This is a genomic window from Halosolutus halophilus (assembly GCF_022869805.1).
In the GTDB taxonomy this organism is placed as follows: Archaea; Halobacteriota; Halobacteria; order Halobacteriales; family Natrialbaceae; genus Halosolutus; species Halosolutus halophilus.
On the sequence record NZ_CP094974.1, the window covers coordinates 1,936,524 to 1,962,052 of the forward strand.

Here is a 25,529-nt window from a genome sequence, read left to right on the forward strand (position 1 = left end):
CCGTCGTGCAGCCAGGACGTCGTACTCTCCGTCGCCTCGCGTCGATCGCGATCCGCGAGTTCTCGATCGTCGGCGTGATCACTGCCAGAACGGATCCGAACAGTCGTAGACGACGCCGTGTTGCGGACAGACGTACTTGCAGTGGCGCCTGAACAGGGGCTGCTCACACCGGGGACAGGGCGGGCCACCACGCTGCTCGACGTCCTCGTCGTCCGTCATCGCGGGTAGCTTCGGACGCCGGGGTGCTAAGTACTCGGAAACGCCGGGCGAAAATCGAACCCGGCTCCGCTCGCGGTCCGAGCGGCGTGCGTTCTGCGACGAGCCGCCGTCAGCGTCCGTCAGAAACGGATCGACGCGGCGTCAGCACTCGCTCCAGCCACAGGACTCGCAGGTCTTGCAACCTTCGGAGTAGTACAGCGACAGCGAGCCACAGTCGGGACACTCCGGCGATTCGCCGGCGTCGATGAGGTCCTGAGTGGCGCCGTCGGTCGATTCGCTCGCGGCCGCTGCGCCGCCGTCGGTCTTGGGCCCGTCGGGGTCGACTGCCCCGGGGTCGGCCGACTCCTCCAGGGTCTGCTGGGTGGGGTACGGCTTGTCGATTTCGTCCTCAAGGTACCGCCGCATCGCGGTGCCGATCGCGTCCGGGATCGACTGGATCTGTTCGCCCTTGTCCCAGGCGACCTTCGGGGAGCGGGTTCCGCAGAGTTCGTCGACGATCTCCTCGGGGTCGACGCCCGATCGCAGCGAGGTCGAGATGACCTTCGCCAGCGCCTCGGTGAAGGAGTTGGTGAACCCGCCCGAGTGACCGATGTTCGCGAACAGTTCGAACGGCTGGCCCGTCTCGGGGTCCTCGTTGATCGTCACGTAGACCTTGCCGTAGCCGGTGTCGATGCGCTGGCTGACGCCCTGGAGTGCGTCGGGCCGTTCGCGCTTCTCGGTGAAGTCGATCTCGACCGGCTGTCGATCGTCGCCGAGCAGCGAGTCGACGTCTTCCTCGAGCACGTCCTTGACCTCCTGGCTGTCGAGGAAGGCCTCGAGGCCACCGAAGATCTCGTCGATCTGTTCGACGAGGGCTTCCGCGGCTTCGGTCTCGTCGGCGAAGTCCGCGTTGTCGGCCCGGGTCGTCAGCACCTGCTTGCTCCGGGTGCCGTCGCGGTAGTAGGTGACGCCCTTGCCGCCGTGCTCGTAGATGTACTCGAAGACCTCCTTGGCGTCCTCGAGCGTGGAGTCGTTCGGCGCGTTGACGGTCTTCGAGATGGCGGAGTCGACGCCCTGCTGACAGGCACACTGCACGGCAGCGTGGTCTTTCGCCGAGAGGTCACTGGTGATGACGAACAGTTCGCCGATCGCGTCCGGCACCGTCGAGAGGCCTTCGACGCCCTCGAACTGGTTGGTCGCCATCTGTTCCTGTGCCTCTTCCTTGACGGCGTCGACGTCGATGTCGTTCGCCTCCAGCGTCCGGAGGAAGTAGTCGTCGAACTCGACCAGCATCTCGTCGCCCTGGACGTCGTCGGTGACGTTCTTGTAGTAGGCGACGTTGTAGATCGGCTCACAGCCGCCGGTGGTGTTGCCGACCATCGAGGTCGTGCCCGTCGGCGCGATCGTCGTCACGTTGTGGTTCCGAATGGGGAACCCGTCGTCCCAGTCGTCGGCGTCCTCGCCGGTCTGGTGTTCGAACCACTCGCGGTACTCGGTCGGGTCGGCGTACTTGGAGTCGTCCCAGTCGTTGAACGAGCCCCGCTCCGTGGCGAGTTCGTGACTCGTGGCCTTGGCCCCGTGGTTGATGTGGGTCATCAACTGGCGGGCGACCTCGTTGCCCTCCTCGCTGCCGTACTTGATACCGAGCTGGATGTACAGCTGGGCCAGTCCCATCACGCCCAGCCCGATCTTGCGCATGTCTCGGACCTTCTCCTCGATCTCCTCGACCGGGAAGTCGGACATCGTGACGACGTTCTCGAGGAAGCGGGTGCCGTACTCGATGCGCTCGTCGAACTCCTCGTAGTCGATCGCTTCCTCTAGGAAGGCGTCGACGGCCGCTTCCCGGGAGTCGTACTCGTCGGCGTGGGCCTCGCTCCAGACGCGCCAGTCGGGGGCGTCCTCGTCCGCCAGCGTCGAGAGGTTGATGTGGCCGAGGTTGCAGGCCTCGTACTCCTCTAAGGGTTGCTCGCCACAGGGGTTGGTCGCCAGCATCCGGTGGTCGTCCTGCTCCTCGACGTCGAAGGAGTGCTGTTTGTTCACGCGCTCGAGGTAGATGACGCCCGGTTCGCCGTTCTCGTGGGCCCCCTCGACGATACGGTCCCAGACGAGTTCCGCGGGGATCGAGAGCGGTTCGCCGACCTCGACGTACTCGCCGAGGTCGTACCGGCTGTACATCTCCTTGGTCTCCTCGGTGGCGATATGGGGCTCCTCCGTGCGCGGGTTGGTGAAGGTGTACTCCTCGCCGTTCTGCACCGCGTCCATGAAGTCGTCGGTGACGCCGACGGAGATGTTGAAGTTCGAGAGGTGGCCCTCGACGGCGTTGCGCAGGTGCTCGGGAACGCGCCCCTCCTCGTCGATGAGGTCGCGGGCCTCCTCGAGCGCCTCGGAGAAGCTGGTGTAGGTGTAGTCGTCGGGATCGTTGAGACGGAGACAGTGGGCCAGGGAAACGTCCTTGTTCTTGGCGTGGATGAACTCGATGACGTCGGGGTGGGAGATTCGCATGATGCCCATCTGGGCGCCGCGTCGAGTACCGCCCTGGGCGATCGTCTCACAGAGCTGGTCGTAGGTCCGCATGAAGGTGATCGGCCCCGAGGCGATGCCGCCCGTCGAGCCGACGGCGTCCCCGTAGGGACGCAGTTGCCAGAACCCGTAGCCGACGCCGCCGCCGGACTGGAAGACCTCCGCCGCCTTCTTGGCGGTCTCGTGGATGTCCGAGAGGTCGTCGTCCGGACTCATGACGAAACAGGCCGAGAGCTGCTGGAGTTCGTCGCCCGCGTTCATCAGGGTCGGCGAGTTCGGCATGAAGGAGAGCGACTCCATACCCTCGATGAACGTGTCCGCGACGTCCTCGACGTGCCCGCGAACCTCGTCGGGGAGTTCGGGAACGATCGTGTCGTAGGCGAACTTGTTGACGTTGTACTCGGTGAGCGTCGTCTTGGCGTCGTCCGCCGCCGTGACTCCCTCCCCGAAGACCTCCTCGGCGAGTTCGTCCCGCCGCGGGTGGTCCGGCTTGAGCTGGTCGGGCGTGACGGTGATCTCGACGTCGCGCTTCTCGGCCTCGTAGACGGCCTCGGCCAGCGCGATGTTCTTGCCGACGCGATCGAAGAGGTCCTCCTGTTCCTCGACGAGTTCGCCGTCGGCGTCCTTGCGCAGATAGCGCGCCGGGAGGATGTTGTGATAGGCGTTGTCCGTCAACCGCTCCTCGAGCGTGTCGCCGTCGGTGCGCTTGATCGGAAGGGTGAGTTCCGCCGCGGAGAGTTCGGAGTCGCTCATGCGCGGGTCACCTCGTCGCTATCCCGCTGCCACACGCCGATTTCGGCCTGGGGTCTGGTCGTGAGTTCCATCATTCGTGACGAAGGTCTGGTATTCTTGCATCCATCTTAAAACGTGTGATGTCCTCCTACTTTTCTTGTATTAGTGCAACTGTGGTTGTACAGATGGGTCTGTACCCTATTCGAGTCCATCCCCGCCACGACTGTCGAATCGGCCGTGGTGTCGTCTGTGACGGTCTACGTGGCCAACTGCCTTAACGATTTTCAGACCGACCTGAAAGTGAACTCGATAGACGCGAGTCGCCGTTCCCGCACGTGATTTTCTCTTTTACGACGCTGCCGGCGGTTCGTCACGGCGTCGGGGTTCTCGGTACGACAGTTCAGCTATCGGTACAGTCGTCGGCGATATTGTGTCACGATATCCAGAAAGATTACGTCCCTTCAGTGCAGGGACTGTGGTATGCCGGAACCACTGATATCTGGATCGGCGATACTCCTCGTCCTGGCAGCGCTCGCTGCCATCGCCGTCGCCATCGTGGCGATCCGAATCGCGATCAAACTGGCGGTCCGCGTCGGACTCCTCGCTGCCGTCGTCCTCGCCGCACTCTATACGGCAGGCATCGTCGATCTGCCGTTCTAACCGTCCGGTTTACGCCCCGGGTCGTCCTCCTCCGACGATCGTCCACTGTGGCAGTACTACTCGGGGGTCCGGACTCGGATCGACTCGAGGAAGTTCTCGATCACGTCGTGGCCGACGGCCGTGAGCACGCTCTCGGGGTGGAACTGCACGCACTCGATCGGGTGCTCGCGGTGGCGGACGCCCATGACGAGCGTCTCGTCGTTCTGCGATGCCATCGCAGCGTCGGCGGCACTTCGTTCCGCGCTACCGTGTTCGGCCGTCGCCGTCACCTCGAAACAGCCCGGAACGTCCGTGGCGATCAGCGAGTGGTATCGACCCGCGCGAAAGCCCTGCTCGAGGCCCTCGAAGACGCCCGCGCCGTCGTGGTCGACCGCCGAGGCCTTGCCGTGGATCGGTGCCGGCGCACGGCCGATCGAACCACCGTACTCGTAGACGGCGGCTTCGAGGCCGAGACAGACTCCGAGCGTCGGCACGTCGGGGCTGAGTTCGCGCAGGACGGCCATCGACACGCCGACGTCCCGATCGTTCTTCGGGTGGCCGGGTCCGGGGCTGATGACGATCGCGTCGGGGTCGACCGCCCGGACGTCGTCGAGCGACGCCGTATTCTTCAGGACCTCGGTCTCGGTCCCGGCCTGCTGGCTGACGTACTCGACGATGTTGTAGGTGAACGAGTCGTAGTTGTCGACAAACAGGACCCGGACCGGTTCCGCGTCCGCGTCCGAATCGACGGCCTGTTCCTCTCCCGTCGCGCTCATCGGCTCACCTCCGGGGTCGGTTCGGCTTCGTCGGTCGGACTCGCGTCGTCGGCCGGTGTCTCGATCTTCTCGAGCGCCGCGAGGACGCCGCCCATCTTCTTCTCGGTCTCTTCGTACTCGGCGGTCGGATCGCTGTCGGCGACCAGGCCTGCACCGGCCTGGACCGTGATCCGGTCCCGCTCACCACCGGTTTCTACCGTGGCGGTCCTGATTACGATCGCGAAGTCCGCATCGCCACACCACGAGTAGTAGCCGACGCCGCCGCCGTAGAGCCCCCGCGGCTCGGCTTCCAGGTCGTGGATGATCTCCATGGCTCGGATCTTGGGCGCGCCCGAGAGCGTCCCGGCGGGGAACGACGCGCGAGTCGCGTCGAAGGCGTCCGCGTCGGCCGACAGTTCGCCCGTCACCGTCGACTCGATGTGCTGGACGTGGCTGTACTTCAGGACGTTCATGAACTCGTCGACCCTGACGGTTCCGGGTTCGGATACGCGACGCACGTCGTTTCGAGCGAGGTCGACCAGCATCGTGTGTTCGGCACGTTCCTTCTCGTCGGCCAGCATCTCGCCCGCGAGTCGGCGGTCCTCGACGGGACTCGTTCCCCGATCGCAGGTGCCGGCGATCGGATTCGCCATGACCTCGCGCCCGCGAACGGAGACCAGCGTCTCGGGACTCGCCCCGACGACGGTGAGGTCGTCGTGGTCCAGCAGGTACATGTACGGCGACGGGTTCACGTCGCGCATGGCCTCGTAGAAGCCGATCGGATCGATCTCGCCGTAGAGTTCCCGCGTCCGCGAGACGACGCCCTGGTAGATGTCGCCGTCGAGGACGTGTTCTTTCGCGCGCCGGACGCTCTCCTCGTACTCGGCTTTCGGCCCGGCGTCCTCGGATTCCCGATCGAATCCTCCGGTTTCCGGGGGGTCCGCCTCGCGGAGCGTCTCCGCGACCGCGGCGGCTTCCGATCGGAGTTCGTCGTAGACCGCGTCTGGATCGTCGTCGGCGTCGAGGACCGGCGTGAAGACGAGCGAGATCGTCCCCTCGAGTTCGTCGAACGCGAGGGTCTTCGTGTTCAGGACGAACTGGGCGTCCGGGAACCGCGACTCGGGTCGCTCGAGTCCGACCTCCTCGAGCCAGAGGTCGTAGACGGCGTCGTAGGCGAGGAAGCCGACGAGGCCGCCTTCGAGGTGCTGGCGATCGTGCTCCGGTAGGTTGGGGAGTCGGACGTCCGGGAGCGCACCTCGAAGCGCGTCGACGGTGTCGCCGTCGACGGCCGGTTCGATCAGATCGACCGGGGCGCCCTCGGAGAGGGCCTCGACGGTCGTTCCATCGGGGCCGACCGTCACCGCGGCCTCGGGATCGTAACCGACGTAGGAGAAACGGGCGTGGCGTTCGGCGTCGGCAGAACTGGGACGGAACGCGCCGTCGGGATCGCTCGAGGCCGTCTTCTCGGCGCTCTCGAGCAGGAACGCGTACGACGATCGGTCGCGGTCGCTTCCGTTCGATCGGCCGGTGAGCGCGGCGTAGGCGGCCAGCGGCGACGTATCGAGGTCGAGCGTGGCGACGGCGCGAACGACCGCCGGTCGCTCGTCGCTGCTGCCGGCGTGGTCGCGGAACGCGTCTCGATCGACGTCCAGCGTCGGCGGTGTGAGGCCGCTCATGATTCCGGGTGTACCGATCGGTGGGCGGTCGTCGCCCGTTCGACGAACGATCGTACGGCGGCAGCGTCCTTGACGCCACCCTCGGCCTCGACGCCGCTCGCGACGTCGACGGCGAACGGGTCGACGGCCCGGACGGCTTCTGCGACGTTGTCGGGGGTGAGGCCCCCGGCGAGGATCAGTGGCGAATCGAGGTCGGTGGCAACGATCCGGGTGCGATTCCAGTCGTGCGTTTCGCCGGTCCCGCCACCGCCATCGTCGCTCGTCGTGTCGACGAGGAGGGCGTCGGCGACCTCGTCGTACCGTTCGGCCGTGGCGGCGTCGTCGGCGTCGATCGCGAGCAGGATCCCGGCGTCGACGGCGGCACGGAGATAGGCGAGGTCGCCGAGGCGAATCCCGCCGTGGATCTGGACCGCGTCGGGCTCGACTGCCTCCACGAGATCGATCGCGTCCGCGGGCGTGTCCGGCATCGTCACCAGCACGCTCGTGACGAACGGCGGAACGGCCGCCGCGAGCGCCGCGGCGCGCTCCGTCGAGACCTCCCGTGGGGTGTCGACCGGAACGTCACAGATGATGCCGACGGCGTCGGCACCGGCGACGATCGCCGTCTCGAGGTCGTCCTCGGTCGTCAGTCCGCAGATCTTCACGCGGGTCATCGTCCGTCCACTTCCGCCGTCTCCGGCTCCTGTGCCGTCCGGAGCCGGTCGAGCGTGCTCGCTGCGTCTCCGGACTCGATCGCCTCGCGTGCGGCGTCGGCACCCGCTTCGAGCGAGTCGGCCTTCCCCGCGACGTAGATCGCCGCGCCCGCGTTCGCGAGAATGACGTCGCGTTTCGCGCCGGTGACGTCGCCCTCGACGATGCCGCGGAGGTCCGCCGCGTTCTCCGCCGGCGCTCCGCCCGCGATATCCGCGACGTCGTGTTCCGGGAGTCCGATGTCGGCCGGTTCGAGGCTGTACTCCTCGACGTCCTCGCCGTCGACTTCCGCGACGGTCGTCTCCCCGTGAATGGCGATTTCGTCGGTTCCGGAACCGTGGACGACCAGCGCGCGCTCCGTGTCCATTCGCGCGAGGGCGTTCGCGAGGACGTGTGCGAGGTCGGGATCGTAGACCCCGACGACCTGTGTGTTCGCACCTGCGGGGTTCGTCAGCGGACCGAGCACGTTGAAGATCGTCCGCATCTCGAGTTCGCGACGGGGGCCGATGACGGCCTTCATCGCGGGGTGGAACGCGGGCGCGTGCATGTAACCGATGCCGCGGTCCTCGATCGACGCCTCGACGGCCGGCGGTTCGGCGTCGAGCGTGACGCCGAGTTCCGCGAGCACGTCTGAACTCCCCGACGTCGAGGAGACCGAGTAGTTTCCGTGCTTGGCGACCGGCACCCCTGCCCCGGCGGCGACTATCGCGCTCGTCGTCGAGACGTTGATCGTGTCGTAGTCGTCACCGCCCGTGCCGCAGGTGTCGACCAGCGGCTCCCGATCGGGATCGATCGTCCGGGCGGCCGCGCGCATGCCCTCGGCGAAGCCGGCGATCTCGGCCTCGGTCTCGCCTTTCGTGCGCAGTGCCGCCAGCAGCGCTCCGATCTGTGCCTCCGTCGCGTCCTCGAAGACGGCCGTCGAGGCCGCGCGAGCGTCCGCCTGTGAAAGGTCCTCTCCGTCGGTAACCCGTTTGACGTACTCCTGCATAGTGGACACCAATGTACGTAGTTGTCTTACAATGTCCAAATCAGTACATCAACTTAAGGCTGTCGGAGGGGTCGTGGGTCGCACTCGCGTACGGCGCCCGATTCGAAACCTTCAATTACGGCGGCGGGCAACGAACGAGTGCAGACAACGTGGCGACGGACGCCGCGGGAGCGAAACCAGGCGGGTTGGTGGTCTAGTCTGGTTATGACACCTCCTTGACATGGAGGAGGCCGGCAGTTCAAATCTGCCCCAACCCACTCGGAACCTTACTCCTGACGAAGCACGGGACGGCGGAGAGACGTTTATATATTCTCTCAGATTCTGCGAGTTGGTTAGAGGATAGTCATTCTCATTTGCTGCTCACACAGAGACATCGTACGAGGCAGGCCCGTTCTCTCTGAGGATCTCTCACACCGATCGGGCCCGCCGGAACCCGACCGTTGCCTTTCGAGGGGGTATTCCAGCACTGTTCTCGAAAACGAACGATGGATCGACCGCCCTCAAGCGAGGCCTGCGAAAGTACACACAGCCGAAACGATCGATCCAACAGTTGCACCGATCGTCGCGAGTTGGAAACGGTCAACCGACGTCGTTGCGAGCAGTCCAACGATCGGTAAGTCACGGTAAGCGACGGGAACGGTCGAGTCGGTTTATGCTGGGTCCATCGAGACGCGAGGGCGATGCGTCGTGAGCCACGAACGTCACGCCGTACCGTACTGACAGCCACTGGAACGCTTTCCCTGTTCGGGATCACCGGCGTCGTCGCCGGCGGGTCTTCGTCGACGGTCGCGAACGCGCCGGTGCCGGAGAATGCGGACGCGAACACGTACCCGACGATGGGGACCGACAGCGACGCCCCGACGGCGACGATTTATGGAAATTACAAGTGTCCCTATACGCGGGACTTCGTCTTCGGGAACCTCGAGGCGATCGTCGAGGAGTTCGTCGAACCGGGACGGCTCAACCTCGAGTTCTACAACCTGGCCTACGAACCGGGTGACACGTCGGAGTACTACATCTCCAGTAGCGATCCGCGCCTCGCGGCCGTCGGTGTCGGTGTCTGGAACGAGGACCCGGACAACTACTGGGGGTTCCACCGCGAAACGTTCGCCGACATGCCGAGTGGGACCGTCGACTACGACGAACTCGAGGAGCGAGTCCGGTCGGCGGGCGTCTCCAACGCCGAGGCGATCGTCGATCGCGCTCGAGCGGGGGAGTACGACGACGAGATCGAACGGGTCGCCACAACGGCGGCCGACGACGGCGTCGCGTTCACCCCGACGATGGAACTCGCCGGCGACACGACTGCGCCACATCACGAACGAGACGCCATTCTCGACTGGATCGAGCGTCGTCTCGGGGACGACGACGAAGAACAAGACTCCGATGACGAAGAGCAGGACTCCGAGACCGGCGACTCCGTCGACGCCGAAGAAGGAACCGAGGACGAAGCCGAGACGGAAGACGACCCCGACGAGGAAGACGAAGCGACGGACGATAGTGATGGAGAGAGTGAAGACGACGAATTCGTGTGGGTCACGGAACCCGCGGAATCGGATTCCGGCGGTGAGACCGGGATCGGCACCGAGGATGACTGTTAGTTCCGATGATTCGAGACGGTCTCGACGAACGATCGCGTTGACTCGAGACGGTCTCGACGACCGGTCGTAACCGGGATCGAGGGGCGAACCGCGGACCGAACCGATCGCCCGAGACGAGAGCCAGTTCGAAACCCAGAGCACGACTGAATCCCCGCGGCAATGGTCTGAGGCGGACCGATCGACTCGGTGCGGAGGGGTCTCTCCCGGTCCGCGTCCGGGCATCGACGCCGTGAGGCCCCGCATCGAGGGGGTTCGTTGTCTGGGTACCGCCGAACGGGGACGCTGTGCGACAGTCGATCGCCAAATTCACGGCCCATCCCTGAGATGGACACGTCGTGACGACTGTCGACGGGCACGGTGATCGTGGTGCCAGGGGATGATGGCCAGACGAACCTGATCCAGTTCGACGGCGACGAGGCTCCGATCGAGGACGACGGTCGAACCGATAGCGAGAGCGACGATCGACCGCCCGAAGAGCCGTTCGTGCTCGAACTCAAGCCCAGCACCCGCGAGCGCAATCCCGCAGTCGACGCGATCGCTGCCGACGGCGGGCGACTACTCGAGTTCGATTCCCGTGTCGAGGCAGAGGCGTTCGCCGCCCGAATGACCGGAGAGGGTGGCGTTCGCGTCCGACTCCAGGCCGTCGCGCCGCAGGACGAGACGACGGCGGACGCTTACCTCGTCCCGCAGCCGATTCGCCACAGGGACGCCCCGATCGATCCCGACGCGACGACGTGGGCCTTCCAGCCGGGTGCGAACCAGTACGGCGCGATCGGGCAGGCCCTGATGACCACGCCGCGGACCAACCCGCCGGCGCTGACCTACTACGTCCGGCAGGACCTCGGGATCGACGACGAGGGGGGTCTCAGGGTGCGTCTGCGCGAGCCGTCGGTCGTGACGGCGCGGACGGCCGACGGGGCGCGAGCGCGGTGGCTTCCGGACGCCGTCGCCGAGGCGACTCGCGAGTCGACCGGAGCACTCCTCCGGACGTACTGCTGTGAGATCAAGACCGGCAACGCGTCGTTCGAGCGGCAGCAAGCCACGGTGATGGAACGGAAAGCCGCGGAGCCAGGCACCACCGTGTTGCAAATCCGGGTCGAGATCGACGCCTTGCCGGACGAGTACGGCGTCCGGATTCACGAAGTCGAACCGTGACGACGGTCACGAGGGTACACTGTGAGGACGGCGGTCACGAGGAAACCCGTACGGACGACCGGACAGCCACCTGGCTGGCGGGTTCCTGCGACGAACGTTTAAACGACGGCGTGTCGTATGGTACAATATGGCATACCGTCTCCGGTGCGATAGCTGTGATCTCGATCGCGAGTTCGCGGACTGGGCCGACGCGAACAGGTACGCCAGCGATCACGAGGCCGAGTTCACCGAGCACTGGGTGAGCATTCACGACCTGCAACACGCCTGATCGCGACACCCCGCGACCGACCGGTCCCCGTATAGCGGGCTAGCGGCGTCTACCACGTCCGTCAACCCCCTGCAACCCATCACGCCCTCGCAGGTCCATTGCGACGCCGCGATCGCCTTCCCGTCGCGGCTACGAACCGACGATCGGGCCGAGTCGACCACTGTGGCGACTCGGCCCTAGACGATGGCCTGCACCCAGTCCGCAGTGGCGAACTTGTACCGGCAGCCCTCGCAGAGGCGCACCTCGACGACCTCGTCCGTCGCCAGGTAGACGTGGTAGCGATCGGTCGGGACGGCGTCGCCGCAGTTCGCGCAGGATTCGGTCATCGCCCCTCTACGAGGGAGTAGGGGCGGGAACGGCAAAATAGCTCGCCCGCGGAATCGGATGGCTGTCGGTCGAGCCGAATCGATCGGGGCGGCCGGCGACTCAGAGCCGCCGGCGGAGTTCAGAGACGGCGGCCGGCGGCAACTCCAGACGAGCCAGCCACTCGCGGTGCTGGTCCGGATCGCCGTGGCCCGCGACGAACCCGTTGAGCCGTGCGACGACCGTGGAGTCGACGAACGCGTCGCCGTACAGGGCCACGAGTTCGTCACCGACGATCGGGGTCGATCGGAGTTCGTACTTCTGGTGGTAGTCTTCGGCGGGGGTGAACTCGCCGAGGGGCTCGACGTCGGTCGTGACGGACTGGCCGGTTCGCTCCGCGAGTTTCTCACGGCGCTGCTGGGCGGCCTCCCGCTGGCTCTCGTCGGTGGTGAGGACGACGCCCCGGTACTGGCGCTTCGGTCCCGACGATCGCCAGTCGTGGTTCGCCCAGAACACGTCGAGCAAATCCTGATACGACAACACCTCGGGATCGTACTCGACCTGGACGACCTCCGTGTGGTCGCCGAGCGAGTAGTAGGCCGGGTCCGGCGTCGTCCCGCCGGCGTAGCCCGTACGCGTCCGGACGACGCCGTCGATCGCCCCGAACCGGGCGTCGGGCCCCCAGAAACACCCCATTCCGAACGTCGCCGTTCGCGTCGTCGCCGGGGTCAGCGTCGCCGCCTCCGCGGGCGGTGCCGCGAGTGCCGGTTCCCTGCTCGACTGGTCCACGTTCGTCCGTTCCATACGGTCCCGACGCCCTGCAACCGTATCCGTCCTCCGCTGCGATCGGACGCGAGCGACTGGCTCGATCGGAACGGGGACGACCTAGCGATCGTCACCGATCGGAACCGAGTTGCCGGCCGGCGGCAGGCGCAGAATCGCCGACTACGCCTCCCGACGCGGTCGTCACGGATCGTCGCTGTCCGTCCGGTCGACCCTAGATGAAGAACGTGCCGACCAGCGCGAGGATGAACAGGGCGGCGACGATCGCGAGGACGTCGTAGCCGCGAGTCGACTCGCCTCCGGGATCGGGCGTCCCGAACACGACCGCGAGGAGGCCCCCGGCGGCGACGATCAGGACGGCGATCGCGTAGATCGAGTACACGAGGCCCGCCATGGTTTCACGTACTGCAGCCAGCGACGTAAATCCCCGACGGACCGGTCGGATTTCGTCGATATCGTGGGGAACTCGATTCGAAGATCGACGGGGTACGCGACCCGAATATCGCGGTCCGATCGGGAGGACGGGATCGCAGGGACGGGAGTCAGTCGTCGGTTCCGTTCGCGGCGGCCCGGTCCCCCTGGGCGTCGGTCTCGCCCCCGTCGGCGGCGGGCGTGCTGGAAGCCGGCTCCTCGCGGCGCTGGCGCATGTAGCGCGCTCGCAGGACGTTCCCGTACATCGAGAGCACGAGTCCGAGCAGGAGGACGAAGATTCCGATGTTGATCCCGATCGTCCGCAGGACGCTACCCTCGCCGAACACGAGCCCGTCCGGCACCGGATAGCCGCCGTACTCGAGACTGGCTATGAGGAAGCTGACGATGCCGACGACGACCAGCACGCCCACGACGTTCGTCGCCCACCGCCACGAGGGCCGCAGCTGGAGGCGCTCGATCCCGGTCGTCTCGTACTCCTCGGGATCGCCGTGGAAGTTCGGCGTCCGGTCTTTCGGTAGGAACGCCTTCATCTCGACCGGGTAAAAGGCGGGGTGGAAGCCGTGTTCGAAGGTGTGGAACATCACCCCCATCAGCATGATGACTCCGAGCAGGCCGTGGAACGCGACGAACGCCATCACGACCGACTGGGAGTTGTAGACGTCGATCAGCCACGTCTTCCGCCAGATGAGCAGCCCCGAGAGCATCAAGAGGACCAGTTCGATCGTGAAGATGGCGACGACGCCCTTGCCGACGTAGGAGAGCAGCGGCACCTCGTCGGCCTTGTAGCCGGCGAACTGGCGGGCGGCCGGGTGGCGTTCGTCGGCCCGGCCGAGCGCGAACTTGACGTCCTGGACGAACGCCGCCGTATCGGCCCGGAGATCGGGCAGGACCTCGCCGAAGTTCGATCGACTGCTCGATCGGATGAGCATGTAGGGCACCCAGAACCCCGTCAGCAGGATCAGCGTGAAGCCGGCGAGTCGGTGGATCGAGAGCACGCCCTCGTTGCCGCCCATCAGTTCGATCAGCCACCACAGTTCCGTGTTGAAGGCGATCGAGTAGCCGGTGAAGAACAGGACGAACACCGTCAGCGCCAGTAGCGAGTGGAACATCGTGGTGACCCGCGAGAACTTGCCGTGGTCGAGGTTCGTCACGGACGGTCACCTCCGCTGGATGGATCGGTCGAACCCTCGTCGGGCGATTCACGAGCTTCGTCGTGGGTCCTCGCGCCGCCGTCGGTCGCGGCGGCCGTCTCCCGCGTGCGCGTCCTCGTCCCCGGCGGCTGCATCCGCGCTGCCAGTCGGCGGAACGCGGCCCAGTGGATGAACAGGATCACGAGGATGAAGATACCCAGGACGACGTCCGCGAAGTGGACCAGCACGATCAGCCACTCGAGTACCGGTTCCGTGTTGCCGACGACCCAGTCCGCAGCGACGCCGCCGCCCTCGACGCTGGGGCGGACGCGCAGGACGTTCTCGAAGAACGGGGCCTGGCTGGTGACGAGCGCGATCGATCCGACCGAGAGGACGACCCCGATCAGGACGCCGATCCAGAAGGCGGCGCGGTCGGAGAGGCCGCCGGTCTCCGTTTCGGTCTCGGTTTCGCGCGGTGCGACTCGCTCGTCCGCCGCGCTCTCTCGGGACCGATCGTCGCTGTAGCCGCCGTTTGCCTGTCCCTCGGGAGAAGGGGCGTCGGGCCCGTCGCCGTCGGGACGATCGGCGTCGGTCTCGTGATCGGTCGGTTCGTCTACGGGCGAGTCGTCGCTCGGGTCGGTCGGCCCGCCGGCGCGATCGTCGGGATCGTCGGGTGGTCGGTCGTCACTCATTGTCCTGGAAGTTCCGGGCGTCCTCCTCGCCGAAGATGATTTCCATGGCCTCGTCGTTGAAGAACGAGCCGCTGCCGCGTTTCTCGAGTTCGTCCGCGATCTCTCCGGCGCTGCCCACGAGGATCGCGTTGGTCGCACACTCCTCTGCGCAGGCAGGCCCCTTCCCGGCCTCCTGTCGCGGCCGACAGCCGGTACACTTGTCCATGATGCCGCCGGTGCCGAAGATCTGGGCCGTGCCGTCGTCGCTGTCGGGGAACTGCGGCGCGCCGAACGGACACCCCGAGAGGCAGTACTGGCAGCCCACGCAGAGATCGTCCGTCACCGTCACGAAACCGTCGTCTTCCTTCTGCAGGGCGTTCGTCGGACAGACCGACACGCAGGGCGCGTTCTCGCAGTGGTAACACTGCATCGGAAGGCTCGTCTCGCCGGGGTTCTCGCCGGCGACCAGCCGATCGGTCTTGCTGGCGTTCTCGCCCTGGGGACCCGCGGTCCCCTCGGCCATCGTCGTGATGTCGATGCGCTGGTTCTGGACCTCCCGGTCCCAGGTGCGCTTGCAGGCGACGACGCAGCCCCCGCAGTCGATACAGGCCTCGACGTCGGGGAAGATCCGCATCCCCTCGCCGGTGCTCATCACGCCCTGACTCAGTACCTCGCCGACTGGCTCCTCCTGTGTCATAGCTGCTCACCTCCGTCCATGAGATCCCACTCACGGACGTCGTACTTCTTCTGCGCGCCGAGTCCGTGCTCGTCCTGCGGGTAGTCGATGAACTCCAGGTCCAGGTCGTCGACCACCTGCTGGGTGGCCTTCTGGACGTGGACGACGCCCGACTTCGTCTCCTGCATCTGGGTCTCGGCGTCGAACCCGCTCGGGGTGATGACGTTCGCGCTCTCCCCGATCGCCAGCGGCTCGGTCCCGTCGGGCCAGTTGCCGGAGCGGTTCTCGCCGTGGAAGACCCCGCCCCAGTGGTAGGGGAGGAAGATCTCCTCGCCGTTGACCCGATTGGTCACCTTGGCCTTCACGAGGATCGATCCCTTGTCGGCCGACGTGACGACGACGTAGTCGTCGCCGCCGACGACGTCGAGATTCTCCGCGAGACCGGGGCTGATCTCCGCGTACATGTGCGGCTGGAGATCGGCGGTGTACTCGTTGTTTCGCGTCTCCGCGCCGCCGCCCTGGTGTTCGACCTGCCGACCGGAGGTCATGATCACGGTCCGGCCGCCCTCGGCGTCGCTGCCGAGTTCCGTGTGGACCGCCTCGGTCGCCCGCTGCTGGACCGTCGCGTTGTTCTGGTCGAGTCGCCAGAAGTTGACCTGTTCGCCGTTGGCCGGCCACTCCTCGACGAGGTCCGGGCGCGGGCTCTCGACGGGTTCCCGGTGGACCGGCACCGTATCGAGGAAGTTCCAGACGACCGCTCGCGCCTTCCCGCGGCCCGTCGGCGGATCCGGCTGTGCGTAGTCGTACTCCTCGTACTCGTCGGGATCGACGTCGACGTCGGCGTACTGGTCGGCGACCTCCTGAGCCGCGTCGTACACCGACGACTCCTCGTCGAGCGCCATCTCCACCGGCGTCGTCTGGGTCGACGCGTTGGCTCGATCGTCGGGCAGGATCGTCGCGTAGCCCGGGTACGACGGGACGCCGTTGATCTCCTGGTCGTCCCACCACGGAGCCTCGAACGAGCCGGCGATCAGGTCGAGGCCGTCCTCGCCGCCCTGGTCGTAGGTCTCCTGCATCGGGTAGTCCTTGTCGACGTTCATCTCCTCCCACTCGTCCGGAGTCGGTGCCGTCGTCCCCCAGTTCTCGCGGAAGTCGTGGCCGCCGTCTCGCGGGTCGGCCTCCTTCGTCCAGATGATCGGCGAGCCGGGGTGGTCGTCGCCCCAGTAGGGCCAGGGTAAGGACCAGTAGTCGCCGTCGACCGGCAGCCCCTCGGTGTCCGCCCGGAGGGTCTCCGTGCTGAACGCCCAGTCGTACTCCTGGTGCTGCTGGAGCTTTTCCGGGGACTGCTGGTAGCCGATCGAGCGGACGCCGAGGTTGATCTCCCGGAGGGCGTCCTCGTAGGAGCTCTGTCCGTTGTGGATCTCGGGGCCGGAGCCCCAGTCGAAGTGCTCGCCGAAGCCCATCTCGCGGGCCAGTTCCTGCATGATCCGGAGGTCGGGCCGCGAGTTGTGCGCCGGCGGGCCGACGGCCTGGCTCCACTGGACCGATCGGTGGGAGTTCGTCACCGATCGGACGTGCTCGTACTGGCTGGAGGCCGGCAACAGGAGCACGTCGGCGTCGTCGGGGAGCGTTCCCGCAACCGCCGGGAAGACGTCGACGACGACCATGAGGTCCAGGTTCTCCATGGCCTGTTTCATCCGGTCCATCTCGCTGATGGAGTTGGCCGAGTGGCCCCAGAAGAACGCCATCTTCAGCGGCTCCGGCTGGTAGAGTTCCGACTCGAGGAGTCGGTCCTCCTGCTGGAGCGCCGCTTCGTACCACCGGGCGACGGTTAGCCCTTTCTGGAACATCAGCGACTGCGGATCGGGTTCTTCTATCGGCGCGTCTTCGCTCTCCTCGAGGCCGTCCTCCTCGCCCTCCTGTTCGGCCTCGCTCTCGGTGTCCTCCCCCTCTTCGTCCTCGGTGGATTCCTCCTCCTCGACCTGAGCCGGCACCTGGAGGGCGTTCCACATCTCGTCGGGCATCATCTCGAACCGCTCGTACAGGTCCGCGAAGGAGATACTGCCGCTGGTCCACGGGCTCTCGGTCCAGACCTCCGTCCAGTGTTCCCACGAGCCCGGCGAGTCGACGCCGTAGTAGCCGGGCAGAATGCTCGCGTCGACGCCGAGGTCCGTCGCTCCCTGGACGTTCGCGTGGCCGCGCATGACCTGCAGGCCGCCGCCCGATCGGGCCGCGCTCCCCGTCGCGAGACTGAACAGCGCGTACGAGCGGATGTTCTGGGTCCCGTTGTTGTGCTGGGTGCCGCCCATCGCCCACTCGACCTGGATACGGGGCTTGTTCTCGATGATCAGGTCGCCGATGTCTTCGAGTTGCTCGACGTCGAGCCAGGTGATGTCGGCGACCGTCTCGCGGTCGTACTGGTCGAGTTCCGTCGCGGCGTCCGGCCACCCGAATACGCGGCCGTCGAGGAACTCGTCGTCGAGTTCGCCCTGCTCGCGGACGTAGTTGAGCAGCCCCATCACCAGCGCGACGTCCGTCCCGGGCCGCATCCGGTAGTAGTAATCGGCGTGGGCCGACGTCTTCGTGTACCGCGGGTCGATCGAGACGATCGTCCCGCCGCGGGCCTGCCCCTCCAGGATGTGCTGCATCGCGATCGGGTGCGATTCGGCGGGATTCTGCCCGAGGATGATGAGCAGGTCGAAGTTACGGTAGTCGTTGATCGTGTTCGTCATCGCGCCGAAGCCCCAGGTGTTGGCCAGCCCGGTGACCGTCGGGGAGTGACAGATCCGCGCCTGATGGTCGACGTTATTGGTTCCCATGAACGCCGCCAGTTTCCGAATGGCGTAAGCCTCCTCGTTGGCGTGGTGGGCGCTTCCCAGCAGCATCACGCTCTCGCGGCTGTACTCGTCGATCGTCTCCTGCCAGGTGTCTACGATCTCCTGGTAGGCCTCGTTCCAGGAGACCTTCTGCCACTCGCCGTCCTCCTTGCGCATCGGGTGTTTGAGCCGCTTGGGCGAGTGTTCGGTCTCGAGGATGCCGGCCCCCTTCGAACAGAGCGAGCCGTTGTTGATCGGGTTCTCGTGCCAGGGTTCCATCGCGGTGAAGGAGTCGCCCTCTTTCACCGCTTTGAACCCGCAGCCGACGGCACAGTAGTTACAGATCACCTTCGACGTGTCCGCGTCGGCGACGACGCCGTCCTCCTCGTCCTCCTGTGCTCCGCCGAGGACGTGCCCGGTGACGCCACCGCCGAGGAACAGTCCGCCGGCGAGCGCACTCGCTTTCACGAACGAGCGCCGATCGAGGTCGATCGTCACCGGTTCCCGGTCGGTACTCATCTGCGTGCCACCACGACAGGGACGAGGTATGCGGTCGATCGTGATACCGTGTTACTGCTACCCATTCCCATGAGCGCACTTCCCCGCTAGCCACTATGAATATTTGCTTTGAAAATGCATATGTAATTTATATATCGACTAGAGTTGTGGCCACTCAAAGAACAAATTATACATTATATGTGATTAACTCATGCCGGATTCGTGGAACGTTAGCAATTTCGCACATAACGCTATTATCGTGCCACGAAATAGCACGACGGGATGAGAGTCGGGAGCTTCGTCTGTTCGTGTGCTGACACCTGTGACGTCGATCTCGAGGGGGTCCGGGAGGGGATCGAGGACGTCGAGGTCGCGGCGAGTTCGAGTCTGCTCTGTCAGGACGGACTCCCCGCGATGGAGGAGGTGGTCGACGAGTACGACCTCGACCAGTTGATCGTGACCTGTCCCGAGCGAGGCGCCCAGCGGAAAATCGAACGCGTCGCCGAGCAACGGGGGTTACATCCCGACGCGGTCTCGTTCGTCGACCAGCGCGAGAGCGCCGGCTGGGTTCACGGCGAGGCCGGAGCGACGGCCAAGACGGCCCGCATGGTCAACGCCCGGTACGCCGGTCTCGAGGCGGAGTCCGTCTCCCGATCGATCTCGCGGGAGGCGGGCGACAGCGTCGCGGTCGTCGCGGATCCGGAGACGGCCGCAGCACTCTCGGGAGAGGCCGAGGTCACCCTGATCGCGGACGGGAACGAGTACGTCGATGCGGCTGCGAATCTGGACGAGGTCACGATCGAGCGCGGGCGCGTCGTCGACGTCGACGGGCGCTACGGCGACTTCTCCGTCCGTCTCGAGGCGCAGGTAACCGCGGACTGTATCTCCTGCATGAAGTGCGTCCACGAGGGCCCGGACGGCGCGGTGACGCGCTACCCGGTCGATATCGACCCCGACGCGCCCGAGGGGGAGTGGACCGACGTCTGTCCCACCGACGCGATCGATCTCGAGGGGGCCGAGCGGACCCTCGCGTTCGACCAGATCGTCTACCCGGCCGCCGGTCGCCGGACCCGGGGCGGGCGGATCGGCTTCTACACGGCTCCGATCGACGCGGCGACGATCTCGGCCGTCAAAGACCTGCTCGGCGGCATCGAGAAACCGGACCACCTCGACCTCGAGATGGACGTCTGCGCGGCCGGGAACTCTAGTCAGCCGGGCTGTAACGAGTGCGTCGAGGCCTGTCCCCACGACGCCGTCGAGCGATCGCGCATCGACGAGGTCGAGTTCCACAAGGAGGCCTGTCAGAACTGCGGCGCTTGCACCAGCGCCTGTCCGACTGGCGCGACGAGGCTCCGCGAACCGTCGAACGAACGACTCGCCCGCGAGGTCGAGGCCCTCCTCCGGCCCACCGACGAGGAGGGCGGCTGGGTCCTCGATCGATCGAGATCGGACGTCGACACGGCGATCGTCGCGTTCGTCTGCTCGGAACGGGCGGACGACGCGCTGGCCGAGTACGGCCGCCTGGCCGCTGCGGGCAAGGCCGAGGTCGAGTACCCGCCGATCCTCCCCGTCCACGTGAACTGTACCGACACCGTCGGCGAGGCCCACGCGATGCACGCGCTGGCCTGCGGCGCGGACGGGGTCGCGATCGTCGGCTGCGGCGGCGACTGTCTGCACTCCGGCCCCGATCCGAAAGCAGACCTCGTGGCCCGGCTCAACCGGGCCGCGACGGACCTCGGGCTGAGCGAGCGGGTCGGTTTCTTCGCGCCCGATCCCGACGATCACGGCGCGTTCGTCGAAGAAATCTCGACGTTCGCCGCCGAACTGGACGACTCGTCGATCCCCGCCGGCGAGCACGAGGCCACCGGCGGCATCGACAGCGCGGAACCACGTTCCGCGAACAGCCGGACGCAGTCCGGCGACGCCGATCGGGAGACCCCGCCGTTCGACAGTCACGGCTGGACGTTAGAGAGCGTCCGTGCGATCGTCGAGCACGTCGACCCCGATCGGGACGTGATCCGCGGCCTGAAAGACTTCGGACGGATGGACGTCGCGGAGGGCTGTACGCTCACGCCGACCTGCTCCAACCTCTGTCCGACCGACGCGATCCGGCGCGACGAGGAGACGGCGACGCTCGAGTTCAACCACGAGCAGTGCGTCAACTGCGGAACCTGTGAAGAGGGCTGTATCGAGGACGTCATCACCATGCGCGACGGCCTCGACCTCTCCCTGCTCCCGGAGCGCCGCGACGGCGATCCGTGGATCGAGGTGTTCGAGGGCTCGATGCGCGAGTGTGCACGCTGTGGAACGCCGTTCACGAGCGAGGAGTCCGTCGAGAAGATCCAGTCGGAAGTCGGCGATCTCGTCGCCGACCTCGCGCCGAGCGCGTCGGGGACTATCTTCGACTACTGTGGCGACTGTCGCGCCACGCTCCTGTACGATCGAGGTGGGAACGAATGAGCGTCGATCAGGAGGCGCTGTACGACGCCAGACTCGAACTCGTGAACTTCTTGGTCGACGCGTTCGCGGACGTCCCGACCGAGTCGTTCGTCGAGACGCTGCTGACCGGCGAGATCCGGCTTCCGGAAGAGAGCGTCGGCGCGGACCTCGATCGGGGATTCGACGCACTCGAGACGTTCGTCGAGGCGAACGCGGACCGCGATCCCGGGGCCGTCCGGGACGAACTGGAACGGGAGTTCACGCGCCTGTTCGTCGGTCCGCGACCGCAGATCATGGCACACGAGACCTACTACCGCGAGGACACCGACTTCCGCGGGTCGGGGCTGGCACAGGTCGAGGCGAGTTACGGTGCTGCCGGCTGGTCGCCGCCCGAGGAGTATCCCGAGGAGAACGATTACGTCGCCGTAGAACTCGCCTTCCTACGGCACCTGATCCGAAAGCAGCGCCGGGGGGACGAGGAGACCTTCGGCTACCAGCGCGTCTTCCACGAGGAGCACCTCTCGGCGTGGATCGACGATCTCGCCGCCGACGTCCGCGAGGAGACCGACGATCGGTTCTACGAAGCAGTGGCGGCGATCCTGCAGGGATACGTCGCGTTCGAGGAAGAGATCGCGATGCAGATGGCCTGAGACGCCGCGTCCTCGGTCTCGTCGTCGCGGAACGGTCCGGGAACGTCTCGTCGACGGCTCTCACTCGTCGTCGCGGAACGGTTCCAGTATCTCCTCGTCGAACGAGACCTCCCCGTCCACTTCGCCGTCGTTGACGTCGTGTGGCGCGGTGTGGTACCAGATCTCCTTTGCGTACTTCCTGTCGAGACCCGGTTTCGGTCGCCAGTTCGTGTGGGTCATTCTATGTCCATGTGTACCGGTAGCGCGGATATAGCTTTGTGGCGATCGGGCTGTCTGTCAGGTCCGCCGACCGGTTTCGGGTGGCGCTCTCGTCCGGCCGGACGAGCGGGGTGGGCGGGTCGATCGCGCGGCCGTCTCCGATCGGCGACTCACCGTCCGGGACGGGGATCGTCGGACCAGTCCGGGCCCGATCCGCCCTCGTCCTCGAGAAACGCGCGAGCGAAGAGGTCGACGTGCAACGCGAGCACGTCCGCCGGATCGAGCCCGTACGCGTCGGCCTGTCGCTGGAGATACGCCTCCAGATCGTCGCTCGGTTCGTGACGGATCGTCTCACCGTCGACCTCGAAGGAGACCTCGCTACTTCCGGCGACGAGGTGTTCGATCTCGAGCAGCGCCTGTTCGGCCTTGGTCTCGAGCGCCCGTTCCTCGTCCACGAGCCGATCGTCGCCCCAGTCGGCCGCGGCCTCCCGGAACCGATCGCTGACGGTGATCGAGAGCGTCATCGCGGTTGTCCCTCCGCGTTCGTCTCGATCTCGATCGGCCAGCGAGTCGGATCTTCGACGATATGAGCGGGGCGAAACGGGTCGGTGGCCGCTTCGCGTCCGATACGATTCGATCGTCCGCAGCGTGTCGAGTCGGAGTACATGGTCGTAGCGCGGGGACGAAGTGACGATTCTGTCGGTTAACTACTCGGGCGGCCACTCCTCGGGTGCCGGGTCCGGTTCGCCGAGCGCACCGAACGCGAGCAGGATCAGTCCGAGGAACGCGGCCATCACGATCACGCCCATCAGGCCGCCGAAGCCGTGCTGTCCGACCCAGTTGCCGGGACCGAGACCCCCCATCTGGTTGACGACGTTGAGTCCGATCAGCACGGTCCAGCCCGCTACGAACAGCAGTCCGAACGCGATCAGCGGATTGTGGTCGATTGCAGTTCGGATCCCCATAGGCGCGGTATCGCGTCCCACCGTGAAAATTCCTCCCGACACCGGTTTCCGGCCGTGAGTGTCACGGACGTCGATCGGTGTACCGGCTCGCTCGAGCGAGCGGCGCAAAACGAAGTTTCAGCCCACCGATCACGCCGCGTCGTCGTCCGACGCGAGGTTCCAGTCGGCTTTCGCGGCCGCCTCCGCGAACGGGACGAACTCCCAGTCGGCGTTTTCGGCGATCGGTTCGTCCTCGCCCTCCAGTCCGACGACGACCAGCCGATCGGCGTAGAACATGGAGTTGCGATCGATCTCGGCGAGGCGTTCGGCCGGGGCCGTCCCGGTGCCGTTGAAGAAGTCCGCGTCGATCCCGCGGTCGCGCTGGAACTTCTGTATCACGTGTGCGGGGACGTCACCGACGATGCCGATCCAGTCGGCCCACGTCGCGCCCGCGAAGACCCGGTCCGGTCGTTCGAGTTTCCGAACGGCGTCGTACGTGATCGCCATCGTCATGTCGTCGGCACCGCCGCCGTGGGGACCAGACGCTTCGTCGGTACCCATCGCTCGGGGCGTCGAGGGATCGGCGCCGCCCGCTCTCTCACCGGTCGATCGTGATTCGTCTCCGCTGCTTCCTGCGGCCGGAATTCCGGCCGGCATCCTGTCGCCCGTTTTCGGGACGTGCGGTGCCGGGGCGTCCGAAGGGTCGACACTCTCGGCGGTCCCCGCCGCGTCGTCGGCCGATTCCTCACGGTCCCGACCCCGATCGGCCGCCGTCGACCGCCGAGAGGAAGCAGCGTCCGGTTCGGGGTCCGCACCGCCGTCGTCGCGCCAGATCCAGTTCCCGTCGTTCCCGTCCGGTTCGTCGTCCTCGTCGGATTCGGTTTCGACGTCGTCGAGATCGATCCGATCAGTCATCGTCGGTGGCCTCCGTGACGTGATCGCCTCCGGGCCCGTCCGACGCGGGAACGGGCGTCGCGTCGTCGACGACCGACGCCAGTCCGAGTCGACGAACGGTCTCCCGGGTCGGTCGCCCCTCCTCGTTCCAGCCCCGGTATCGGTAGTACTGATCGAGCAGCGACTCGAACTCCGCCGGATCGATCGCGTTCCCGTCGGCGGGGCCGTCCGCGATCGGGTCGAGCATGGGGGCTGGCAGGTCGTCGTCGGCCCGGTCGAACCCCTCGCGCACGTTAAACAGTCGGATCAGCGTCCAGACCCGTTCGCCCACGGTCGCGAGGGCGTCCCGATCGTACGGCCGGCCCACGGCGGCGAGCCACTCGGCCCCGAGATCGGCCAGCGCGTCCTCGAGGAAGTCGTCGACGATGAGGCACCAGAGGAGGGCGCGACGGTTCTGTTCGCCGACGACGGCGGCGACTCTGGCCCGATCCGTCGGCCACGATCGGCCGAGCGCCTCGGACTCGACGGGCCGGGCGCGACGGTGACAGGCACCGCGATCGCTCGTCGCGTAGGCGAGTGCCATCGTCTCGGCACCGCGAGGGTCGTACGACGACAGGTCCATCCCCTTCACGGTCGGGATCAGGTCTTCGCCGCCGAACTCGCGGACTGCACCGTCGATTCCGTCCGCGAGGGCGTCGCCGAGCGGCGTCTCCCGGGTCGCGATCTCGCGGATCAGACGCCTCGCGGCCTCGTAGTCGCCGAACGCGAGGTCCCGGTCGATTATTCCTTCCTCGCTCGCGCGGACGGCCCAGGCCACGGCGTTCCCGGCCGTGATGACGTCGAGCGCGAGCCGGTCGCAGATCGCCCCGAGCGCGGTGACGGCGTCGAAGTCGTCGATCCCGAGGCCGGCCCCGAGGACGATCGGCGTCGCACCTCTGGGGACGCTGTCGCCCTCCTCGCTCTCGATGCGGTAGCCGCCGGGAACGGACTCGTCCTCGCGCTCGCGTTCGCTGGCGTTCTCGCGGGCCGCCTCGATGCCGATCTCGCTCGCGCCGTCGAACTGCCCCTCTTGCCAGCCCCGGGTCGGCAGGACGCCGACCTCGTTCGCGAAGTCGATCGTTTCGAGCGTCTCGCTCGCACGCTGCCAGCGGCCGGCGTCGCTCTCGGCGAACTCCCGTTCGTAGCGCTCGCGGAGGGCGGCGTGCTCGTCGAGGGGGTCTCCGCGGGCGACGATCGCCTTGAGCCGCTTCGATCCCATCACGGTCCCGGCACCGCCGCGTCCGGCGTGGTGGTCGCCGCCGTCGGAGGCGATCGTCGCGTACTGGACGCCGTGCTCTCCCGCGGGACCGATGCAGGCGACGGCCGCGTCGGGGAACGCCTCGCAGGTCGCTTCGGCGTCGTACCCCCAGTAGTCGGCCGCGGATTCGAGCCGTCCGTCGCCGTCGTCGATTTCGAGGACGACCGGCTCGTCCGATCGACCGGTCACGAGGATCCCCATGTGAGCGCCGAGCGACCCGGCGAGGCGATCGGGGAAGCTCCCGCCGCCGTAGGAGTCGAGAAAGGCACCGGTCAGCGGCGACTTCGTTATCGCCGCGTACCGGGCCTCGCCGGGCGTCAGTCCGGAGACCGGTCCGAGCATGAACAGCAGGGCGTTTTCGGGTGCCAGCGGGTCCGTCTCCGCCTCGAGTTCCTCGTAGAGATATCTCGCGCCGAGTCCTTTCCCCCCGACGTAGGCCTCGAGCCACGCCTCCGGGATCCGCTCGCTGGTAACGGTCCGGGTCGTGCAGTCGACCCGGAGGAGGCGTCCCGGAGTTTCCCGTGCCATTGATTCCCACGTACGGGCCCGGCGGTCTTTAACAGTTGGCCGGGAATC

The 25,529-nt window shown here is 66.6% G+C and carries 24 protein-coding genes and 1 tRNA gene; 7 read left to right on the plus strand and 18 right to left on the minus strand.

The features are described 5' to 3' along the window. Nucleotides 1-78: 78 nt before the first annotated feature. Entirely contained in the window at nucleotides 79-219 is a 141-nt protein-coding gene (locus MUG98_RS09540) for an HVO_2523 family zinc finger protein (protein WP_265111899.1), read from the minus strand. Between the two features lie 141 nt (nucleotides 220-360). Beyond that, entirely contained in the window at nucleotides 361-3,471 is a 3,111-nt protein-coding gene (locus tag MUG98_RS09545; protein WP_265111900.1) for an adenosylcobalamin-dependent ribonucleoside-diphosphate reductase, read from the minus strand. Nucleotides 3,472-3,930: 459 nt separating this feature from the next. Here MUG98_RS09545 and MUG98_RS09550 point away from each other — a divergent pair, with 459 nt between their 5' ends. Further along, a complete protein-coding gene (locus MUG98_RS09550) occupies nucleotides 3,931-4,110 on the plus strand; it encodes a DUF8029 family protein (RefSeq protein ID WP_265111901.1) in 180 nt (59 codons plus the stop codon). Nucleotides 4,111-4,166: 56 nt separating this feature from the next. Here MUG98_RS09550 and trpG read toward each other — a convergent pair whose 3' ends face one another. The 4 genes from trpG to trpD are packed head-to-tail and all read right to left on the minus strand — an operon-like array spanning nucleotide 4,167 to nucleotide 8,198. Next, nucleotides 4,167-4,865 carry an anthranilate synthase component II gene (gene trpG, locus MUG98_RS09555; protein WP_265111902.1) on the minus strand — a complete coding sequence of 233 codons (699 nt, stop codon included), beginning with the start codon at nucleotides 4,863-4,865 and terminating at the stop codon, nucleotides 4,167-4,169. Further along, a complete protein-coding gene (gene trpE / locus MUG98_RS09560; RefSeq protein ID WP_265111903.1) occupies nucleotides 4,862-6,520 on the minus strand; it encodes an anthranilate synthase component I in 1,659 nt (552 codons plus the stop codon). Before trpE ends, trpG begins: the two co-directional genes overlap by 4 nt. Further along, nucleotides 6,517-7,173: a phosphoribosylanthranilate isomerase gene (locus MUG98_RS09565; protein ID WP_265111904.1), complete on the minus strand. Its 657-nt coding sequence runs from the start codon at nucleotides 7,171-7,173 to the stop codon at nucleotides 6,517-6,519. Before MUG98_RS09565 ends, trpE begins: the two co-directional genes overlap by 4 nt. Continuing rightward, nucleotides 7,170-8,198 (minus strand): anthranilate phosphoribosyltransferase, encoded by a 1,029-nt coding sequence (gene trpD / locus MUG98_RS09570; protein WP_265111905.1) that lies wholly within the window; start codon nucleotides 8,196-8,198, stop codon nucleotides 7,170-7,172. Before trpD ends, MUG98_RS09565 begins: the two co-directional genes overlap by 4 nt. A 182-nt stretch (nucleotides 8,199-8,380) precedes the next feature. On the opposite strand from trpD, the gene MUG98_RS09575 reads away from it, so the two are divergent. The 4 genes from MUG98_RS09575 (at nucleotide 8,381) to MUG98_RS09590 (ending at nucleotide 11,222) form a co-directional block, all read left to right on the plus strand. Then, nucleotides 8,381-8,455 (plus strand) — tRNA-Val (locus MUG98_RS09575). A 423-nt stretch (nucleotides 8,456-8,878) separates the two neighbouring features. Continuing rightward, on the plus strand, nucleotides 8,879-9,799 hold the full coding sequence (locus tag MUG98_RS09580) for a DsbA family protein (protein ID WP_265111906.1): 921 nt from the start codon (nucleotides 8,879-8,881) through the stop codon (nucleotides 9,797-9,799). A gap of 366 nt (nucleotides 9,800-10,165) precedes the next feature. Continuing rightward, a complete protein-coding gene (locus MUG98_RS09585) occupies nucleotides 10,166-10,954 on the plus strand; it encodes a DUF8081 domain-containing protein (protein ID WP_265111907.1) in 789 nt (262 codons plus the stop codon). Nucleotides 10,955-11,081: 127 nt separating this feature from the next. Continuing rightward, on the plus strand, nucleotides 11,082-11,222 hold the full coding sequence (locus tag MUG98_RS09590; protein ID WP_265111908.1) for a hypothetical protein: 141 nt from the start codon (nucleotides 11,082-11,084) through the stop codon (nucleotides 11,220-11,222). Nucleotides 11,223-11,398: 176 nt separating this feature from the next. Here the strand turns inward: MUG98_RS09590 and MUG98_RS09595 are convergent, their stop codons facing one another. From MUG98_RS09595 to MUG98_RS09625, 7 genes are all read right to left on the minus strand, one after another. Beyond that, complete coding sequence (locus tag MUG98_RS09595) at nucleotides 11,399-11,548, minus strand: hypothetical protein (protein ID WP_265111909.1); 150 nt, start codon at nucleotides 11,546-11,548, stop codon at nucleotides 11,399-11,401. 100 nt (nucleotides 11,549-11,648) lie between these two features. Further along, nucleotides 11,649-12,314 carry a peptide-methionine (S)-S-oxide reductase MsrA gene (msrA, locus tag MUG98_RS09600; RefSeq protein ID WP_425601092.1) on the minus strand — a complete coding sequence of 222 codons (666 nt, stop codon included), beginning with the start codon at nucleotides 12,312-12,314 and terminating at the stop codon, nucleotides 11,649-11,651. 208 nt (nucleotides 12,315-12,522) lie between these two features. Further along, complete coding sequence (locus MUG98_RS09605; RefSeq protein WP_265111911.1) at nucleotides 12,523-12,702, minus strand: hypothetical protein; 180 nt, start codon at nucleotides 12,700-12,702, stop codon at nucleotides 12,523-12,525. Between the two features lie 148 nt (nucleotides 12,703-12,850). Continuing rightward, entirely contained in the window at nucleotides 12,851-13,891 is a 1,041-nt protein-coding gene (locus MUG98_RS09610) for a cytochrome b/b6 domain-containing protein (protein ID WP_265111912.1), read from the minus strand. After that, nucleotides 13,888-14,562 (minus strand): hypothetical protein, encoded by a 675-nt coding sequence (locus MUG98_RS09615; protein ID WP_265111913.1) that lies wholly within the window; start codon nucleotides 14,560-14,562, stop codon nucleotides 13,888-13,890. The genes MUG98_RS09610 and MUG98_RS09615 overlap by 4 nt, the downstream gene beginning before the upstream one ends. Beyond that, nucleotides 14,555-15,238 (minus strand): 4Fe-4S dicluster domain-containing protein, encoded by a 684-nt coding sequence (locus MUG98_RS09620; RefSeq protein WP_265111914.1) that lies wholly within the window; start codon nucleotides 15,236-15,238, stop codon nucleotides 14,555-14,557. The genes MUG98_RS09615 and MUG98_RS09620 overlap by 8 nt, the downstream gene beginning before the upstream one ends. Next, the gene (locus MUG98_RS09625) at nucleotides 15,235-18,552 is read right to left on the minus strand and encodes a molybdopterin-dependent oxidoreductase (protein WP_265111915.1); all 3,318 of its coding nucleotides are present in this window, start codon (nucleotides 18,550-18,552) and stop codon (nucleotides 15,235-15,237) included. Before MUG98_RS09625 ends, MUG98_RS09620 begins: the two co-directional genes overlap by 4 nt. 261 nt (nucleotides 18,553-18,813) lie before the next feature. Here MUG98_RS09625 and MUG98_RS09630 point away from each other — a divergent pair, with 261 nt between their 5' ends. After that, nucleotides 18,814-20,991, plus strand: coding sequence for a hydrogenase iron-sulfur subunit (locus MUG98_RS09630; RefSeq protein WP_265111916.1), 2,178 nt, complete (start codon nucleotides 18,814-18,816; stop codon nucleotides 20,989-20,991). Then, entirely contained in the window at nucleotides 20,988-21,620 is a 633-nt protein-coding gene (locus MUG98_RS09635) for a TorD/DmsD family molecular chaperone (protein ID WP_265111917.1), read from the plus strand. The genes MUG98_RS09630 and MUG98_RS09635 overlap by 4 nt, the downstream gene beginning before the upstream one ends. A 60-nt stretch (nucleotides 21,621-21,680) precedes the next feature. Here MUG98_RS09635 and MUG98_RS09640 read toward each other — a convergent pair whose 3' ends face one another. The 5 genes from MUG98_RS09640 to MUG98_RS09660 form a co-directional block, all read right to left on the minus strand. Next, nucleotides 21,681-21,839 (minus strand): hypothetical protein, encoded by a 159-nt coding sequence (locus MUG98_RS09640; RefSeq protein WP_265111918.1) that lies wholly within the window; start codon nucleotides 21,837-21,839, stop codon nucleotides 21,681-21,683. A gap of 149 nt (nucleotides 21,840-21,988) precedes the next feature. Next, nucleotides 21,989-22,342 carry a hypothetical protein gene (locus tag MUG98_RS09645; RefSeq protein ID WP_265111919.1) on the minus strand — a complete coding sequence of 118 codons (354 nt, stop codon included), beginning with the start codon at nucleotides 22,340-22,342 and terminating at the stop codon, nucleotides 21,989-21,991. Between the two features lie 183 nt (nucleotides 22,343-22,525). Next, nucleotides 22,526-22,783: a hypothetical protein gene (locus MUG98_RS09650; protein ID WP_265111920.1), complete on the minus strand. Its 258-nt coding sequence runs from the start codon at nucleotides 22,781-22,783 to the stop codon at nucleotides 22,526-22,528. 129 nt (nucleotides 22,784-22,912) lie between these two features. Continuing rightward, the gene (locus MUG98_RS09655) at nucleotides 22,913-23,677 is read right to left on the minus strand and encodes a DUF7124 domain-containing protein (protein ID WP_265111921.1); all 765 of its coding nucleotides are present in this window, start codon (nucleotides 23,675-23,677) and stop codon (nucleotides 22,913-22,915) included. After that, the gene (locus tag MUG98_RS09660) at nucleotides 23,670-25,481 is read right to left on the minus strand and encodes an aldehyde ferredoxin oxidoreductase family protein (protein ID WP_265111922.1); all 1,812 of its coding nucleotides are present in this window, start codon (nucleotides 25,479-25,481) and stop codon (nucleotides 23,670-23,672) included. Before MUG98_RS09660 ends, MUG98_RS09655 begins: the two co-directional genes overlap by 8 nt. Nucleotides 25,482-25,529 lie beyond the last annotated feature (48 nt).

Excerpts from the sequence above, each read along its gene's own strand:
- MUG98_RS09660 (WP_265111922.1), bottom strand. The coding sequence starts at position 25,481 with ATGGCACGGGAAACTCCGGGACGCCTCCTCCGGGTCGACTGCACGACC.
- MUG98_RS09580 (WP_265111906.1), top strand. The coding sequence starts at position 8,879 with ATGCGTCGTGAGCCACGAACGTCACGCCGTACCGTACTGACAGCCACT.
- MUG98_RS09550 (WP_265111901.1), top strand. The coding sequence starts at position 3,931 with ATGCCGGAACCACTGATATCTGGATCGGCGATACTCCTCGTCCTGGCA.
- MUG98_RS09625 (WP_265111915.1), bottom strand. The coding sequence starts at position 18,552 with ATGAGTACCGACCGGGAACCGGTGACGATCGACCTCGATCGGCGCTCG.
- MUG98_RS09620 (WP_265111914.1), bottom strand. The coding sequence starts at position 15,238 with ATGACACAGGAGGAGCCAGTCGGCGAGGTACTGAGTCAGGGCGTGATG.
- trpG (WP_265111902.1), bottom strand. The coding sequence starts at position 4,865 with ATGAGCGCGACGGGAGAGGAACAGGCCGTCGATTCGGACGCGGACGCG.
- MUG98_RS09615 (WP_265111913.1), bottom strand. The coding sequence starts at position 14,562 with ATGAGTGACGACCGACCACCCGACGATCCCGACGATCGCGCCGGCGGG.
- MUG98_RS09655 (WP_265111921.1), bottom strand. The coding sequence starts at position 23,677 with ATGACTGATCGGATCGATCTCGACGACGTCGAAACCGAATCCGACGAG.
- MUG98_RS09565 (WP_265111904.1), bottom strand. The coding sequence starts at position 7,173 with ATGACCCGCGTGAAGATCTGCGGACTGACGACCGAGGACGACCTCGAG.
- MUG98_RS09630 (WP_265111916.1), top strand. The coding sequence starts at position 18,814 with ATGAGAGTCGGGAGCTTCGTCTGTTCGTGTGCTGACACCTGTGACGTC.
- trpE (WP_265111903.1), bottom strand. The coding sequence starts at position 6,520 with ATGAGCGGCCTCACACCGCCGACGCTGGACGTCGATCGAGACGCGTTC.
- MUG98_RS09605 (WP_265111911.1), bottom strand. The coding sequence starts at position 12,702 with ATGGCGGGCCTCGTGTACTCGATCTACGCGATCGCCGTCCTGATCGTC.
- MUG98_RS09635 (WP_265111917.1), top strand. The coding sequence starts at position 20,988 with ATGAGCGTCGATCAGGAGGCGCTGTACGACGCCAGACTCGAACTCGTG.
- MUG98_RS09545 (WP_265111900.1), bottom strand. The coding sequence starts at position 3,471 with ATGAGCGACTCCGAACTCTCCGCGGCGGAACTCACCCTTCCGATCAAG.
- MUG98_RS09590 (WP_265111908.1), top strand. The coding sequence starts at position 11,082 with ATGGCATACCGTCTCCGGTGCGATAGCTGTGATCTCGATCGCGAGTTC.
- MUG98_RS09650 (WP_265111920.1), bottom strand. The coding sequence starts at position 22,783 with ATGGGGATCCGAACTGCAATCGACCACAATCCGCTGATCGCGTTCGGA.
- MUG98_RS09595 (WP_265111909.1), bottom strand. The coding sequence starts at position 11,548 with ATGACCGAATCCTGCGCGAACTGCGGCGACGCCGTCCCGACCGATCGC.
- MUG98_RS09540 (WP_265111899.1), bottom strand. The coding sequence starts at position 219 with ATGACGGACGACGAGGACGTCGAGCAGCGTGGTGGCCCGCCCTGTCCC.
- MUG98_RS09640 (WP_265111918.1), bottom strand. The coding sequence starts at position 21,839 with ATGACCCACACGAACTGGCGACCGAAACCGGGTCTCGACAGGAAGTAC.
- trpD (WP_265111905.1), bottom strand. The coding sequence starts at position 8,198 with ATGCAGGAGTACGTCAAACGGGTTACCGACGGAGAGGACCTTTCACAG.
- MUG98_RS09645 (WP_265111919.1), bottom strand. The coding sequence starts at position 22,342 with ATGACGCTCTCGATCACCGTCAGCGATCGGTTCCGGGAGGCCGCGGCC.